Below are 13321 nucleotides of genomic sequence, written 5' to 3'. Positions count from 1 at the left end.
GTGCCCCCTGGCTTCGTCCGCCCCTTTCTCTACCGCAGGAAGGCATGAGCGATGGTGATCGCGACAATGAATGATGGCGACGAGGCAAGGATTGCCGCTCGCACGCGGGTGAAAAGCCTCGGCAGTGCGAAAAGCAAGGCGCAACTGAGAGCGCTGCTGCTGATCGCGCCTCTGTTGATCTTCCTGCTGTTCGTCTTCGTCCTGCCCATTGCCCTGTTGTTGACACGCGCGGTCGACAACAGGGCGGCTTCCGCCGCCCTGCCCTACACGATGTCGGCTCTATCAGCCTGGGATGAACAATCCCCGCCCGACGAAGCGCTGTTTGCCGCCTTTGCCACCGATCTGAAGCAATCGCCGCGCGACCGGATCGCCGAAGTGGCCAAGCGTCTCAACTATTACGAGACCGGCATGCGCTCGATGCTGTTGAAAACCGCGCGCACGATCCGCAACGCGGAGCCGCCCTACAAGACCGCCTTCGTTGCCATCGATCCCAAGTGGGAGAGCCCGCACTACTGGACGATCATCAAGAATGCGTCGCCGCCCTTCACCGACTATTACCTGCTCGCCTCGCTCGACCTGGAGCGCGACGCGTCGGGCGCCATCGGCAGGGTCTCGGCGGAGAATGCGGTGCATGTCGATATCCTGATCCGCACATTCGTCGTCAGCGCTTCGGTGACCGTGATCTGCCTGTTTCTCGGCTACCCCCTCGCCGCGCTAATTGCCCGTTCGAAAGGGGCGGTCGCCAATACGCTGCTGATCCTGGTGCTCCTGCCGTTCTGGACCTCGCTTCTGGTGCGCACCAGCGCCTGGGTCGTCTTGCTGCAGGGACGCGGCGTGATCAACTCGGCGCTCATCTGGTTGGGCCTGATCGACCCCGCTCATCCCCTCGACCTGATCTACAATCGCATCGGCGTGCTGATTGCCATGACCCATATTCTGCTGCCCTTCATGGTGCTGCCGATCTACAGCGTCATGAAGAGCATCCCTCCGGTCTATCTGCGTGCCGCCTCGTCGCTTGGCGCGCCGCCGATGTCGGCCTTCTTCCGCATATACCTGCCGATGAGCATGCCTGGTGTCAGCGCCGGCGGGTTGCTCGTCTTCATCCTGGCGCTTGGCTATTACATCACCCCGGCTCTGGTCGGCGGGCCGGGAGACCAGATGGTGAGCTATTTCATCGCCTACTACTCCAATCAGGTCACGAACTGGGGCATGGCGGCGGCTTTGAGCACAATCCTGCTGGTGGCGGTGCTGATCCTCTACGCCGTCTACAATCGTATTGTCGGCATCGACAGGCTGAGGATAGGCTGATGACGAATTTCCTTTCTTTCCCGCGGCTGTTTTCGATCCTCTTGTGGCTGGCTGGCGGCCTGGTGATCCTGTTCCTGATCGCCCCGATCGTGGCGATCGTGCCGCTCTCCTTCAATGCCGAGCCGTTCTTCACCTATCCGATGCCCGGCCTGTCGCTCCGCTGGTATCGCGAATTCGTCGATTCCAACGTCTGGCAGCTGGCGCTGAAGAACAGCATCATCGTCGCCGTCTTCGCCACGCTTCTGTCGACCTTTCTCGGCACGCTTGCCGCGATCGGCCTCAGCCGGCCGTCCTGCCCGGCGCGGGCAACGCTGACCGCCATTCTGATATCGCCGATGATCGTGCCGGTCATCGTTTCGGCAGTCGGCATCTACTATGCCTTCGCCACCGTCGGGCTGCTCAACAGCCTGACCGGGCTGGTGCTGGCGCATACGGTGATCGGCGCGCCCTTCGTGGTGATCACCGTCACCGCCACGCTCGCAAGCTTCGATCACAATCTGATGCGGGCGGCATCCAGTCTCGGCGCAGCTCCTGTTGAAGCGACGTTGCGCATCATGCTGCCGGTCATTGCGCCGGGGGTGGCGTCCGGCGCGCTCTTCGCCTTCGTGACGTCGTTCGACGAAGTGGTGATCGCACTCTTCATCGCCGGTTCCGAAGAACGCACGCTGCCGCGCCAGATGTGGAGCGGCGTGCGCGAAACGCTGAGCCCGACGATCGCCGCCGTCGCCACGCTCCTCATCCTGTTTTCGACGCTGTTCCTCGCCACGATCCAATGGCTGCAGCGACGCGCCGAACGCCAGAAGATTGCGTATAGGGATTGATTCAGGGGGGTTGAACATGCAGATCGAACGCTACGAAACCGGAAAGCGGATGAGCCAGGCCGTGACCTGTGGCGGCTTTGTCTTTCTCGCCGGCCAGGTCGCAATCGACGCACCGGGCGCGTCCGTCCGCGAACAGACGACCAATATCCTGGCGCGGATCACCCGGCTTCTGGACGGCGCGGGCAGCAATCCGACACGGATGCTCAGCGCGACGATCTGGCTTGCTGACATGTCCGAGTTCGAAGAGATGAATATCGTATGGGACGCCTGGGTGCCTTCGGGCCATGCGCCGGCGCGCGCCACCGTCGAAGCAAGGCTCGCCGGGCCGGAATTCGCCGTGGAGATTGGCATTGTCGCAGCGGTCGGGAACTGACGGTCCGCGCCTGCCATGATCTCGGCGGCGCGGATAAACCCAAGCATCGACCAAGGTCAGGCAATGCCACCCAGGCACACATATTTGAGCTCGGTATATTCGTCCAATCCGTGCCTCGACCCTTCACGGCCGAGACCCGACATTTTCACGCCGCCGAACGGAGCCTCGGCCGTGGAAACAAGACCGGTATTGACGCCAACCATCCCATATTCGAGGGCTTCGGCCACGCGAAATACCCGTGACAGATCGCGAGCGTAAAAATACGAAGCAAGGCCGAACTCGGTGTCGTTTGCCTGTTCGATGACATCCTGCTCGTCACGGAAACGAAAAAGCGGTGCAAGCGGCCCGAAGGTTTCCTCGCGCGCGACCTGCATGCCGGCAGCAACATCGCGCAGGATCGTCGGCTCGAAGAAATGGCCGCCGAGCGCGTGGCGTTTGCCGCCTAAGACGATCCCGGCACCCTTTGAAACGGCATCGCTGATATGGCTTTCAACCTTGGCGACGGCATTGTCGTCGATCAGCGGGCCAAGCACGACGTCACGGTCGAGACCGTTGCCGACCTTCAAGCCCGAAACCGCCGCGGCGAGCTTGGCGGCAAACGCCTCATAGACGCCGTCCTGGACATAAAGGCGATTGGCGCAGACGCAGGTCTGGCCGTTGTTGCGGAACTTGGCGATGAGCGCGCCTTCGACGGCTGCGTCGAGATCGGCGTCGTCGAACACGATGAAGGGTGCATTGCCGCCAAGCTCGAGGCCGAGCTTTTTGATCGTCGGCGCACATTGCCGGTAAAGCAGTTCGCCCGTCCGGGTGGAGCCGGTGAAGGTCAGGACCCGAACGTCACGGCTTGCCGTCAGCGCCCCGCCAATTGCCGCTGCGTCACCCGTGACGATGTTGAGAAGCCCAGGCGGCAGGCCGGCGCGCTCACCGAGAACGGCGATCGCGATGGCGGAGAATGGCGTCTGCAGCGCCGGCTTGAGAACAACGGCACAGCCGGCGGCAAGCGCGGGGCCGATCTTGCGGGTGATCATCGCGTTCGGAAAATTCCAGGGCGTGATCGCCGCCACCACGCCTGCAGGCTGTCGCAGGACGAGGATCCGCTTGTCCGGCTGATGTCCCGGTACGACCTCACCGTTGATGCGTCTCGCCTCTTCGGCGAACCATTCGATGAAGCTTGCACCATAGGTGATCTCCCCCTTGGCTTCGGCGAGCGGCTTTCCCTGCTCCAGCGTCAGGATCATCGCCAGATCGTCGCGGTTTTCGATCATCAGCCGGTGCCATGCCTTCAGAACGGCGGCGCGCTCCCCGGCGGTCTTCTTCGCCCAAAGCTTCTGGGCAATGACCGCGGCGCGGATGGCATCTTCCGTTTCCACCGCACCGAGGTCGGGGACCACCCCCAGTGGCTCGCCCGTCGCCGGATTGCGGACCGTTGCCGCCTTGCGGCCTTCCGCTTCGATCCAGCGATCGGCGATGGGGCATGCCTGACGGAATAGCGAGGGATCATTGAGCTTCATATGACAACTTTCAACAGAATACGTGAGCGGCACCGGGATCGAAATTCAGGTGGACTATATCGCCACGGCTGAGCCCCGCGATAGCCTCGTGACCGAACGGCAAACGAACCGCCAGCGCCTCGCCTGTCGCCGTCTCGGTCGAGACGTGAATATTGTTGCCGAGGAAGGTAATGTCGCTGACCATTGCGGCAAGCCCCGCTCCCGCCACCTGATTTCGCGACAACCGAATGCGCTCAGGCCTCAGCATCAGGGCCGCCCTTGTGCCGGATGTTCCTTTTCCATGCACCGGAATATGATTGAAGACGCTCCCGCCGCCAAGCGAAATGGTGGCCTGCCCATCGGAAGATGACAGCAGGTCGCATGAAATGAAGTCGCTGTCGCCGATGAATTCGGCCACGAAGCGGGTCCGCGGATTGGCGTAGAGTTCCGGGCCCGTGCCGATCTGGTCGATGACACCCTTGGAAAAGACGGCGATGCGGTCGGAGAGCCGCAGCGCCTCCTCCTGGTCGTGCGTGACATAGAGGATCGTCACTTCGGTCTGCTGATGGATCCGGCGTATCTCATGCTGGATTTCCTCGCGCAGCTTCTTGTCGAGCGCCGACAGCGGCTCGTCCATCAGAAGCACCGGCGGATCATAGGCAAGGGCTCTGGCAAGGGCGACACGCTGCTGCTGGCCGCCGGACATTTGCGCGGGCTTGCGATCCTCGAAGCCTTCGAGCCTGACGAGGCGCAGCATCTCCTTCACCTTGCTGTCGACCTCGGCCTTGGACTTGCGCCGGACCTTCAGCGGGAATGCGATGTTTTCGCCCACCGTCAGATGCGGAAACAGGGTGTAGCGCTGGAACACCATGCCGATGTTGCGCTTGTGCGACGGCGTGTCGAGCAGGGTCTTGCCCTCCAGCGTGATGTCGCCTTTCGTCGGAGTTTCAAAACCGGCCAGGATGTAGAGGGTGGTGCTTTTCCCGGATCCGGACGGTCCGAGAAAGGTCAGGAACTCCCCGCGCCGAACGTCGAGATTGACATCATGGACGGCGACGACAGGGCCGTATTCCTTGCGTATTCCGCGGATCTGAAGGAATGGTTCTTTCATTGTTTCAGTACCTTACGCACGACGGCAACAAGCGCCATCAAGAGGATCGTCAAAAGGATGAGAAGGGTCGACGCCGCGGCGACAACCGGCGTCAGGTCCTGTCGCAGCGTCGCCCATACCTTGACGGGCAGCGTCTGCAAGGTCGGGCTGGACATGAAGATCGCCACCACCACCTCGTCCCAGGATGTCAGGAACGAGAAGACGGCCGCCGAAAACAGCCCATGGCTGATCGCCGGCAGGGTGACCCTGATCTTTGCTTCCAGAGGCGAGGCGCCGCACAGAACCGCCGCATCCTCGATCGACTTGTCGAAGCCCTCCAGCGCACTTGAGATGGACAGGATCGAGAAGGGCAGCGCAAGAACGAGGTGCGAAATGACGAAGCCTACCAACGTGCCGCCAAGGCCGATCCTCAGAAAGAAGGCATAAAGGGCAACCGCAAGAACCACGACAGGAAGGATCATCGGCGTCAGAAACAGCGCTTTCAGCGCATCACGGAACAGAAACGAACCGCGCACCAGCCCGAAGGACGTCACAAGCCCGAGCAGCACCGACAGGATCGTCACGATGACCGCGATCTTGAAGCTCGTCCAGGCCGATTCCAGCCAGCGCGGATCGGCAAAGAGCTCGCTGTACCATTGAAGCGTCCAGCCGGGCGGCGGAAAGATCAGCCATTGCGAGGAGCCGAAGGAGAGCGCCGCGATAAAGACGATCGGCAGCAGCAGGAAGGCCGCGGTCAGAAGCGTGATCGCCAGCAGGATATATTTCCACCAGCCGAGCCGGTCGAAATTGAGCAACATGTCAACGCCCTCCCGGGTTCTGGTTGCCGACGAAGCGCAGCTGCACGGCATAAAGCGACAGGGTCACCACGAGGAGAACCAGCGCCGCAGCACCTCCCATTCCCCAGTTGACCAGCGACTGCACAAATTGCGCGATCAGCTCCGCGAGCATCATGTTCGCGGTGCCGCCAAGAAGCGACGGCGTGACGAAATAACCAAGCGACATGACGAAGACCATGAGGGCACCAGCCGCCATGCCCGGCATGGCCAAGGGCAGCAGGACACGGGTCAGGCACTGCCATCGGTTGGCGCCGCAAAGTGCTGCCGCCTGCAGGGTCGACGGGTCGATCTTCTTGATCACGCCGTAGAGCGGCAGGATGATGAAGGGCAGCATGATATAGGTCATGCCGATGGTGACCCCGGTCAGGTTGTTGACCAGTGCCAAAGGTTTGTCGATCAGCCCCATTCCGATCAGCATCTTGTTGATCAGCCCCGTCCGCTGCAAAAGCACCATCCAGGCATAGGTGCGGGCCAGCAGGTTGGTCCACATCGACAGGAGCAGGATCGCAAAGATCACCGAGGTCAGCCGCCCGGGCATGATTGCCAGCGCCCAGGCAACGGGAAATCCGATCAGCAGCGAAATCACTGTGACGAGACCGGAGACGATGAAGGTGTTGGCGAAAATCTTGAGATAGGTCGCGGACCCGATCAGTTGCGCATAGTTTCCAAAGCCCGGCACCGGTTCCAGCACGCTTCGCAACAAGAGCACCGCCACGGGCGCGATGAAGAAGATCGCCACGAAGGCGAGAGCCGGAAGGACCCCGCCGAAACCTGTTGCCCTGCGCGCCTTTGGCAGGGGCACAATTGCAGCGGAGGCATCGCTATATGTCGACATGACAGTCCTTCCCACCCGTCAATTTCCGCAGACGCCGCGGTCCTACAAACGGGCGCTGGCGCTGCGGGAGGCACGGCGAACATTCGCCGTGCCCATCCGTCTCAAGTTTCAGGCTATTTCGCCTGCCAGGCGTACCACTTCTCGCCGATGGCATCGCGATTGTCCGCCCAGTAGTTCATGTCGGCATTCACTTGGCTGGCCGTCTGCTGATCCGGCAGGGTCTTGGCCGTCTCCGGATCCATCAGCTTGGCCGAGTCAACGTTGATTGGTGCATATCCGGTGGCTTTTGCAAGGGCGGCCTGCGGTTCGGCCGAGGTCGCCATTGCAATGAACTTCATCGCGGCTTCCACGTTCGGCGAACCCTTCGGCACGACGAGCGAATCCGCAGCGGTGATGTTCTGTTCCCATGAGGTCTCGGTCTTGATACCGCTCGCCGCAAGCGCGGTCATGCGGCCATTCCAGATACTGCCGAAGGGAGCCTCGGCGGATGCCAGCAGCTGCTGCGACTGTGCGCCGCCCGACCACCAGACGATATCCGATTTGATCGTATCGAGCTTCTTGAAGGCGCGGTCGAGATCAAGCGGATAGAGCTTGTCGGCGGCCACGCCGTCGGCAAGCAGCGCCGCTTCGATCACACCAGGAGCCGACCACTTGTAGAATGTGCGCTTTCCCGGAAACTTTGCCGTGTCGAACAGGTCAGCCCATGTCTTCGGGCAGGCGCTGACGGCATCGGCATTGCAGCCGATCACGAAGGAATAATAGAAGCTGCCGACCGAATAGTCGGTCACGAAGCGCGGATCGAGCTTGGATTTATCGATGACGGAGAAATCGAGTTTCTCGAGCTGGCCATTCTTGCCGGCCTGGGCGGCATAGTCGCCTTCGACGTCGACCACGTCCCAGGTAACCTGACCAGCCTCGACCATCGCCTTGAGCTTGCCGTAGTCCGTCGGTCCGTCCTGTACGACGGTGATACCGGTCTTCTCCGTGAACGGGCTGGCCCATGCAGCCTTCTGCGCGTCCTGGGTCGTTCCTCCCCAGCTCGAGAAGACCATGTTGTCGGCGTGCGCCGGTACGGACACAGCCACGAATGCGGCAACCGCCGCGAAAGCAAATGTTGTTTTCATGTTCCCTTATCCTTGTTCTGGTTTGTCCTGTATGCCTTATGCCGTCAGTGCGCCTCGCTCCCGGAAGAAAAGTTGGCTGGCTTCATAATCTTGTTTTCCGCTACTTCGATCAGATCGCGGATCTTGGGCAGAAAGGCCTGCCATCGGGGATCGGCCAAAAGCCTCTGGCGCCTCGCCTCCCGGTCGTCCAGGCTCGCAAAGGCCCAGATGTGGACGATCTCGTTGATCGTTCCGATCTCCGAAAAGAAGTAGCCGACGAGCGTGCCGAGATGGCTCTTCTGGATCTCGATCCCCTCCTCCTCGACGACCTTGAGATATTGCGGGATCGTGCCGTTCTTCAGCCGGTAGGTGCGGATTTCGTAAAACATCGGCGCTACCTCATCACGAAGGGATCGGGGATCGGATCGTCCGATGTCCTGAGCCAGATCGTCTTGGTACGGGTATAGTCGAGCGCCGCGGCCATGCCGCCTTCCCTGCCATGGCCTGACAGGCCGAAACCGCCGAACGGCGCGATCGGCGAGACCACGCGGTAGGTGTTGACCCAGACGATCCCGGCACGCAGCCCCTTCATCAGCCGGTGCGCCCGGGTGAGGTTCTGGGTGAAGACGCCGGAAGCCAGGCCATAACGGGTATCGTTGGCAAGCCGCAGCGCCTCGGCTTCCGTCTCGAACGACACGACGGACAGGACCGGCCCGAAGAACTCCTCGATCAGCGACGGCGAGGCGACATCGTCGCAGTCGAGAATCGTCGGCGGGAAATAATAGCCGTCGCCGTCGATCTTGCTGCCACCTGTGACGAGGCGGGCGCCGCTTTCGATCGACTTGGCGACGAGGGCGCCGATATTGTCCTGCTGGCGCTTGGTGGCAAGCGGGCCGACTTCGGTCGCCATATCGAGGGGAGCACCGATCCGGATCGCCTCCGCCTTATCCCGTAGCAGGGCGACGAATTTATCCTTGACGCTGCGCTCGACGATGAGGCGCGATCCCGCAACACAGCTCTGGCCTGTCGCAGCGAAGATGCCTGCGACCTGAGCATTGGCCGCACTTTCGAGGTCTGCGTCGGCAAAGACGATGAACGGCGACTTGCCGCCAAGTTCAAGCGAGGTGGAGGCGAGGTTTTCGGCCGAGTTGCGAACGACGTGCCGGGCGGTTTCAGGGCCACCGGTAAAGGCGACATGCGCGACCTTCGGGTGCCGCCCGAGGGCGGCGCCGCAGGAGGCGCCGAAACCCGTGATGATGTTGACGACGCCCGCGGGAAAGCCGGCCTCGTGCACGAGCCGTGCAAATTCGAGAAGCGGCGCCGGCCCGTCTTCCGAGGCCTTGACCACCATCGTGCAGCCGGCCGCCAGCGCCGGGCCGATCTTCACCGCAGACAGGAAGAGCTGGCTGTTCCACGGCACGACCATCGCAACGACGCCGATCGGCTCGCGGCGAAGCCAGACATCCATGTCGGGCTTGTCGATCGGCAGGTAGGCGCCTTCGATCTTGTCGGCGATGCCGGCATAGTAGCGATAGTATTCGGCGACATAAGCGATCTGCGCCGATGTTTCACGGATGATCTTGCCGGTGTCGCGCGTCTCCAGTTCAGCGAGCACCTGCGCGTTGGCGGCAACCAGGTCGGCCAGCTTGTAGAGCAGCTTGCCGCGTTGGGTGGCCGTCAGTTTCGGCCAGGGGCCTTCGTAAAGCGCCCTGTCGGCCGCGTTGACAGCTCGATCGACATCCCCTTCGCGCGCTTCGGGCATATCAGCCCAGACCGCGCCGGAGGCGGGATCAATGCTCGGATAGCAGGCCTCGCCATCTGAAAATTCGCCGTCGATGTAGTGCTGGAAACGCCGCATGGTCTTACTCCTGAAATGCCGGCATGACCTCGGTGATGAAGCGCTCGAGCGACGCCTTCTTGCGCTCGAAGCTCATGCCGGTGTCGATCCAGAAGGAATATTCGTCATAGCCGAGCGCTTCATATGCCTTGAGCCGGGCGATGACGGTCTGAGCGTCGCCAACCACATTGTTGGTCCGCATGACCTGGTCCGACAGCATCGCGTTTGCTCTGATCTGCTCGTCCGGGATCCGTTCGATCAGACCCTGGGCAATCGGCTTCTCATTCTTGAACCAGGCGAAGAAATAATTGTAGTAGACGCTGAGCTCATGGGCGGCTTGGGCGACATCGTCCTCCGACGAGCCGACATAGGTATGGCGCAGCAGCATGATCTTGGGCCGCTCGATCTCGGGATGTTTGACGCAGGCGTCGTTGAAGCGCTCCATCAACGACTGAACCTCGTCGTCGCCCTGCCAAAGCGGCGTTACCTGAACGTTGCAGCCGTTGGCAACGGCAAATTCGTGCGAGTTTGGATCGCGCGCCGCCACCCATATGGGCGGGTTCGGCTGCTGCAGCGGTTTCGGCGCCGAGGTGGTGGAAGGGAATTTGAAGAATTCCCCGTCATGGGCGTAATCGCCGGCCCATATGCCCTTGACCGCCGGGATGAGCTCGCGCATGCGCTGACCAGCGCCCCAGGCATCGAGACCGGGCAGCAGACGCTCGTATTCGAAAGAATAGGCCCCGCGCGCGATACCGATGTCGAGTCGTCCATCGCAGATGATGTCGGCCATGGCCGCCTCGCCGGCAAGCTTGATGGGATGCCAGAAGGGAGCGATCACCGTCCCCGTTCCAAGCCGTGCCCGCGATGTGCGGCGCGCCAGATCGGCAATGGTCACGAAAGGGTTGGGCGCGATGGTGAAATCCATGCCATGGTGCTCGCCCGTCCAGATCGCATGCATGCCGCCCTTGTCGGCGATCTCGCAGAGCGCGACAAATTCCTCGTAGAGGCTCTTATGGCTTTGGCTGGCGTCGAGCCGCTCCATATGGACGAAGAGGGAGAACTTCATGCTTTTGCGTCCTTGGCTGGAATTGGGTGAACAGTGCCGCCAGTCTCGTCGCCGAAATAGACGCCGAAATTGCCGATCGAACTTTCCATCGCAAAACGATTGACGATATCGGCGGTCGAACTGGTCTTGAATTTTGCCGCAACCAATGCGTCAGGCTTCAGGAACCTGCCGCCGGCAGGCTCGCCCTCTCCGGCAACGGCGTGATAGACGATGTGCTGCTTGCCGTCGCTCTTGCCCTCATAAACCGAATAGAGAAAGCCGATGCTGACTTTCAACCCGGTGAGCGTTTCCAGGTATTTTTGCAGCGTCTCGGTCGGACTGCCGTCATGGGCGTCGACACTGGGCAGGAAGAGCACTTCCTCGCCGAGCAGCAGAACTTCCCCGCGGCGCTCGACGACGGCTGCAAGTTCCATATTGCCTTCGCTTGCCGCGGACACCGCCTTGCTTGCCAGCGTCGGCGTGAAGTAACCGCCACGCGCATAGCCGAGACCGTTGCGGCCGCTATTGTCGAAAGCTTCGATGCGACCCATCAAGATGACGTGGTCGCCAGCCTCGATGACCTCTTCCATGGCGCATTCGAACCAGGCCGCCACGTTCGAGAATATCGGGCAGCCTGCCGATCCCCTCGCCCACTCGACCGCCGCAAATCTATCCTCGACCGGGCGTGCAAAGGTGTTCGACACGTCTTTCTGCGTTTCCGAAAGCACGTTGATCGCAAAATGCTGCGCTCCGGTCATGATGGCGAAATTGCGCGACGTCTTGGCAAGGCAGACGAGGAGCAAAGGCGGATTGAGCGAGACCGAGGTGAAAGAGTTCGCTGTGAAGCCGATCGGATGTCCCTCCCCGTCGCAGGCGGTGACGACAGTCACCCCGGTCGGAAAAGCCCCGAATGCATCTCGCAGTGCTCTTGGGTCGACAGTCTGGATTGTCATCGTTCATCCTCCCCGAACGATAGCCACTCAGCGAGCAGCGAATTGACGATATCAGGTGCGGTCAGGTTCACCATATGGCGATGACCTTCGACGATGCGGGTGTAGCCCCGCGGCGCAAGCTCTGCCATTTGCCTTGCCATCAGGGGCGTCGAGTTCGGATCATCGGACCCCGTCAGAAACAGGGCCGGACCAGCCACGTCTTTCCAGCCGTCAGCATAGGTCTCATCTCCTCCCGCAAAGGCGGCGTAGGCGACGGCATATCCCTGGGGATCAACGAGGTTCAGCCATTTCCGCGTCAATTCACGCGCAGTGACGCTGTCCGCATCATCGCCGAACCAACGGGCCAGCGGACCTTCCTTGTCGACGCCCGATACCGGAATGGCGGCAGCGCGCGAAAGCACGGCGGCCTTTGCCTCGGGGTCACGCCTGTAGACGCCGTTGAGGTAAGCGACGCGGCTGATACGCTCGCCAAAGGTCGCGGCCGCCCCTCCTGAAATCAGTGCGCCCATTGAGTGCCCGGCAACACTTGCCGTGCCGATTGCCATCTCGTCGAGAAAGCCTCCGAACCAGGTGACGAACTCCTCGAGCTGGCTGCCCGCCGGCAGCTTTACGCTCTCGCCATGTCCCGGCATATCGACAGCGATGACGCGATGGCCTGCAGACAGGAATGCGATCTGCGGAGCCCAGGCTTCGAGCCGCATGCCGACGCCGTGAATGAGAACCAGCGGCTCACCGCTGCCGGCCTCGTGATAGGCCGTTCCGCTTGCCGTCTTCTTTCGGGGCAAGGCACCGGCGGCGTTTGTTGCTGCAGCGGTGCGTGTGGTCGATCCGGCTGTCAGCATCTCGGGGCGCTCCTTCAAACGCCTGCGGGATTGGCAACGTCCTGCCCCAGGTCTTTCAGATCCTGGTAGCGGTCGCCGATGCGGTGATGCGGGCGCCCGCCTATCGAAGCACCGAGAGCCACGACGATCTCGTCGGCAGCAGGCGCGTCGGGAATCGACGTCTGGATGGTCAGGTAGTGCGAGCGGCGGCCTTCGTCGTTCTTGTCCATCAGCGGGATCATGATCGGCGCGTTGGCCGGACCGCGTGTGTTGCAGAAGGCGAGATAGGACTTGGCGCCGACGGCCTGGCGATAAAAATTGCCGAAGCGCAGGGTGTGGATGAGCGCAGACCCGTGTTCGATCTCGCCGTCCAGGCCGACGACAGCGGACTTTCCATATCCCTCGACAGCTTCGCCTGACCCGACCGCATCGATGATCATCTTGGTCAGCAACTCGCCGAGCACCGGAGCGCCTGCGTGAATTTCGGGCTTGAGGTCATCGACGAAGCCGCGACCGGCCCAGGGATTCTTCACGACCGCGAAGGCGGTAAACAGCTTCAGCGGAACCGCCGCGGCCTTGCCGCCTTCGATCAACGTCGTTTCGATCTGCAGTCCCGTCTTGCGAATTTGAATGGCCATCGAGCACCTCATTTCTCAATTTTGTATTATGGTATACCATAATATATTGGTGTCAAGTTGGATCCTGAGAGGACGCAGTTTCGGCCGAGGCGGAGATTTTCAATTTGGCGCGCGCGCACTCTCGACTCTCCGGGCAGCGCTTTCTTCCCG

At 61.6% G+C, this 13321-nt stretch carries 14 protein-coding genes; 3 read left to right on the top strand and 11 right to left on the bottom strand.

Annotated features, from left to right (window positions below):
- Positions 1-51 precede the first annotated feature (51 nt).
- From OLZ32_RS23750 to OLZ32_RS23740, 3 genes are read left to right on the top strand one after another with little or no spacing between them, the layout of a single operon-like run.
- Positions 52-1308 carry an ABC transporter permease gene (locus OLZ32_RS23750; protein WP_264423105.1) on the top strand — a complete coding sequence of 419 codons (1257 nt, stop codon included), beginning with the start codon at positions 52-54 and terminating at the stop codon, positions 1306-1308.
- Positions 1308-2129, top strand: coding sequence for an ABC transporter permease (locus tag OLZ32_RS23745; RefSeq protein ID WP_264423102.1), 822 nt, complete (start codon positions 1308-1310; stop codon positions 2127-2129). Before OLZ32_RS23750 ends, OLZ32_RS23745 begins: the two co-directional genes overlap by 1 nt.
- Positions 2130-2145: 16 nt before the next feature.
- Positions 2146-2502: a RidA family protein gene (locus tag OLZ32_RS23740; RefSeq protein ID WP_264397922.1), complete on the top strand. Its 357-nt coding sequence runs from the start codon at positions 2146-2148 to the stop codon at positions 2500-2502.
- A gap of 56 nt (positions 2503-2558) precedes the next feature.
- On the opposite strand, the gene OLZ32_RS23735 is transcribed toward OLZ32_RS23740, so the two are convergent.
- The 11 genes from OLZ32_RS23735 to OLZ32_RS23685 form a co-directional block, all read right to left on the bottom strand.
- Complete coding sequence (locus tag OLZ32_RS23735) at positions 2559-4013, bottom strand: NAD-dependent succinate-semialdehyde dehydrogenase (protein ID WP_264423099.1); 1455 nt, start codon at positions 4011-4013, stop codon at positions 2559-2561.
- A gap of 10 nt (positions 4014-4023) precedes the next feature.
- The gene (locus OLZ32_RS23730) at positions 4024-5103 is read right to left on the bottom strand and encodes an ABC transporter ATP-binding protein (RefSeq protein ID WP_264397919.1); all 1080 of its coding nucleotides are present in this window, start codon (positions 5101-5103) and stop codon (positions 4024-4026) included.
- The gene (locus tag OLZ32_RS23725; protein ID WP_011654283.1) at positions 5100-5900 is read right to left on the bottom strand and encodes an ABC transporter permease; all 801 of its coding nucleotides are present in this window, start codon (positions 5898-5900) and stop codon (positions 5100-5102) included. Before OLZ32_RS23725 ends, OLZ32_RS23730 begins: the two co-directional genes overlap by 4 nt.
- 1 nt (position 5901) lies before the next feature.
- Complete coding sequence (locus OLZ32_RS23720) at positions 5902-6774, bottom strand: ABC transporter permease (RefSeq protein ID WP_264423096.1); 873 nt, start codon at positions 6772-6774, stop codon at positions 5902-5904.
- A 113-nt stretch (positions 6775-6887) separates the two neighbouring features.
- The gene (locus tag OLZ32_RS23715) at positions 6888-7898 is read right to left on the bottom strand and encodes an ABC transporter substrate-binding protein (RefSeq protein WP_017992525.1); all 1011 of its coding nucleotides are present in this window, start codon (positions 7896-7898) and stop codon (positions 6888-6890) included.
- Positions 7899-7942: 44 nt separating this feature from the next.
- Complete coding sequence (locus tag OLZ32_RS23710) at positions 7943-8266, bottom strand: NIPSNAP family protein (RefSeq protein WP_264423094.1); 324 nt, start codon at positions 8264-8266, stop codon at positions 7943-7945.
- Between the two features lie 5 nt (positions 8267-8271).
- A complete protein-coding gene (locus OLZ32_RS23705) occupies positions 8272-9735 on the bottom strand; it encodes an aldehyde dehydrogenase (protein WP_264423093.1) in 1464 nt (487 codons plus the stop codon).
- Between the two features lie 4 nt (positions 9736-9739).
- The gene (locus OLZ32_RS23700; protein WP_264423091.1) at positions 9740-10780 is read right to left on the bottom strand and encodes an LLM class flavin-dependent oxidoreductase; all 1041 of its coding nucleotides are present in this window, start codon (positions 10778-10780) and stop codon (positions 9740-9742) included.
- Positions 10777-11712, bottom strand: a complete 936-nt coding sequence (locus OLZ32_RS23695) for a flavin reductase family protein (protein ID WP_264423089.1) — start codon at positions 11710-11712, stop codon at positions 10777-10779. Before OLZ32_RS23695 ends, OLZ32_RS23700 begins: the two co-directional genes overlap by 4 nt.
- On the bottom strand, positions 11709-12554 hold the full coding sequence (locus tag OLZ32_RS23690) for an alpha/beta fold hydrolase (RefSeq protein WP_264423087.1): 846 nt from the start codon (positions 12552-12554) through the stop codon (positions 11709-11711). The genes OLZ32_RS23695 and OLZ32_RS23690 overlap by 4 nt, the downstream gene beginning before the upstream one ends.
- 14 nt (positions 12555-12568) lie before the next feature.
- A complete protein-coding gene (locus OLZ32_RS23685; RefSeq protein ID WP_003538313.1) occupies positions 12569-13171 on the bottom strand; it encodes an amino acid synthesis family protein in 603 nt (200 codons plus the stop codon).
- Positions 13172-13321: the final 150 nt, after the last annotated feature.

It is taken from the genome of Rhizobium acaciae (assembly GCF_025941625.1).
Taxonomy (GTDB): domain Bacteria; phylum Pseudomonadota; class Alphaproteobacteria; order Rhizobiales; family Rhizobiaceae; genus Rhizobium; species Rhizobium acaciae.
This window is presented reverse-complemented; position numbering and strand designations above follow the sequence as displayed.

Excerpts from the sequence above, each read along its gene's own strand:
- OLZ32_RS23695 (WP_264423089.1), bottom strand. The coding sequence starts at position 11,712 with ATGACAATCCAGACTGTCGACCCAAGAGCACTGCGAGATGCATTCGGG.
- OLZ32_RS23710 (WP_264423094.1), bottom strand. The coding sequence starts at position 8,266 with ATGTTTTACGAAATCCGCACCTACCGGCTGAAGAACGGCACGATCCCG.
- OLZ32_RS23685 (WP_003538313.1), bottom strand. The coding sequence starts at position 13,171 with ATGGCCATTCAAATTCGCAAGACGGGACTGCAGATCGAAACGACGTTG.
- OLZ32_RS23745 (WP_264423102.1), top strand. The coding sequence starts at position 1,308 with ATGACGAATTTCCTTTCTTTCCCGCGGCTGTTTTCGATCCTCTTGTGG.
- OLZ32_RS23705 (WP_264423093.1), bottom strand. The coding sequence starts at position 9,735 with ATGCGGCGTTTCCAGCACTACATCGACGGCGAATTTTCAGATGGCGAG.
- OLZ32_RS23740 (WP_264397922.1), top strand. The coding sequence starts at position 2,146 with ATGCAGATCGAACGCTACGAAACCGGAAAGCGGATGAGCCAGGCCGTG.
- OLZ32_RS23700 (WP_264423091.1), bottom strand. The coding sequence starts at position 10,780 with ATGAAGTTCTCCCTCTTCGTCCATATGGAGCGGCTCGACGCCAGCCAA.
- OLZ32_RS23725 (WP_011654283.1), bottom strand. The coding sequence starts at position 5,900 with ATGTTGCTCAATTTCGACCGGCTCGGCTGGTGGAAATATATCCTGCTG.
- OLZ32_RS23730 (WP_264397919.1), bottom strand. The coding sequence starts at position 5,103 with ATGAAAGAACCATTCCTTCAGATCCGCGGAATACGCAAGGAATACGGC.
- OLZ32_RS23720 (WP_264423096.1), bottom strand. The coding sequence starts at position 6,774 with ATGTCGACATATAGCGATGCCTCCGCTGCAATTGTGCCCCTGCCAAAG.
- OLZ32_RS23715 (WP_017992525.1), bottom strand. The coding sequence starts at position 7,898 with ATGAAAACAACATTTGCTTTCGCGGCGGTTGCCGCATTCGTGGCTGTG.
- OLZ32_RS23750 (WP_264423105.1), top strand. The coding sequence starts at position 52 with ATGGTGATCGCGACAATGAATGATGGCGACGAGGCAAGGATTGCCGCT.
- OLZ32_RS23735 (WP_264423099.1), bottom strand. The coding sequence starts at position 4,013 with ATGAAGCTCAATGATCCCTCGCTATTCCGTCAGGCATGCCCCATCGCC.
- OLZ32_RS23690 (WP_264423087.1), bottom strand. The coding sequence starts at position 12,554 with ATGCTGACAGCCGGATCGACCACACGCACCGCTGCAGCAACAAACGCC.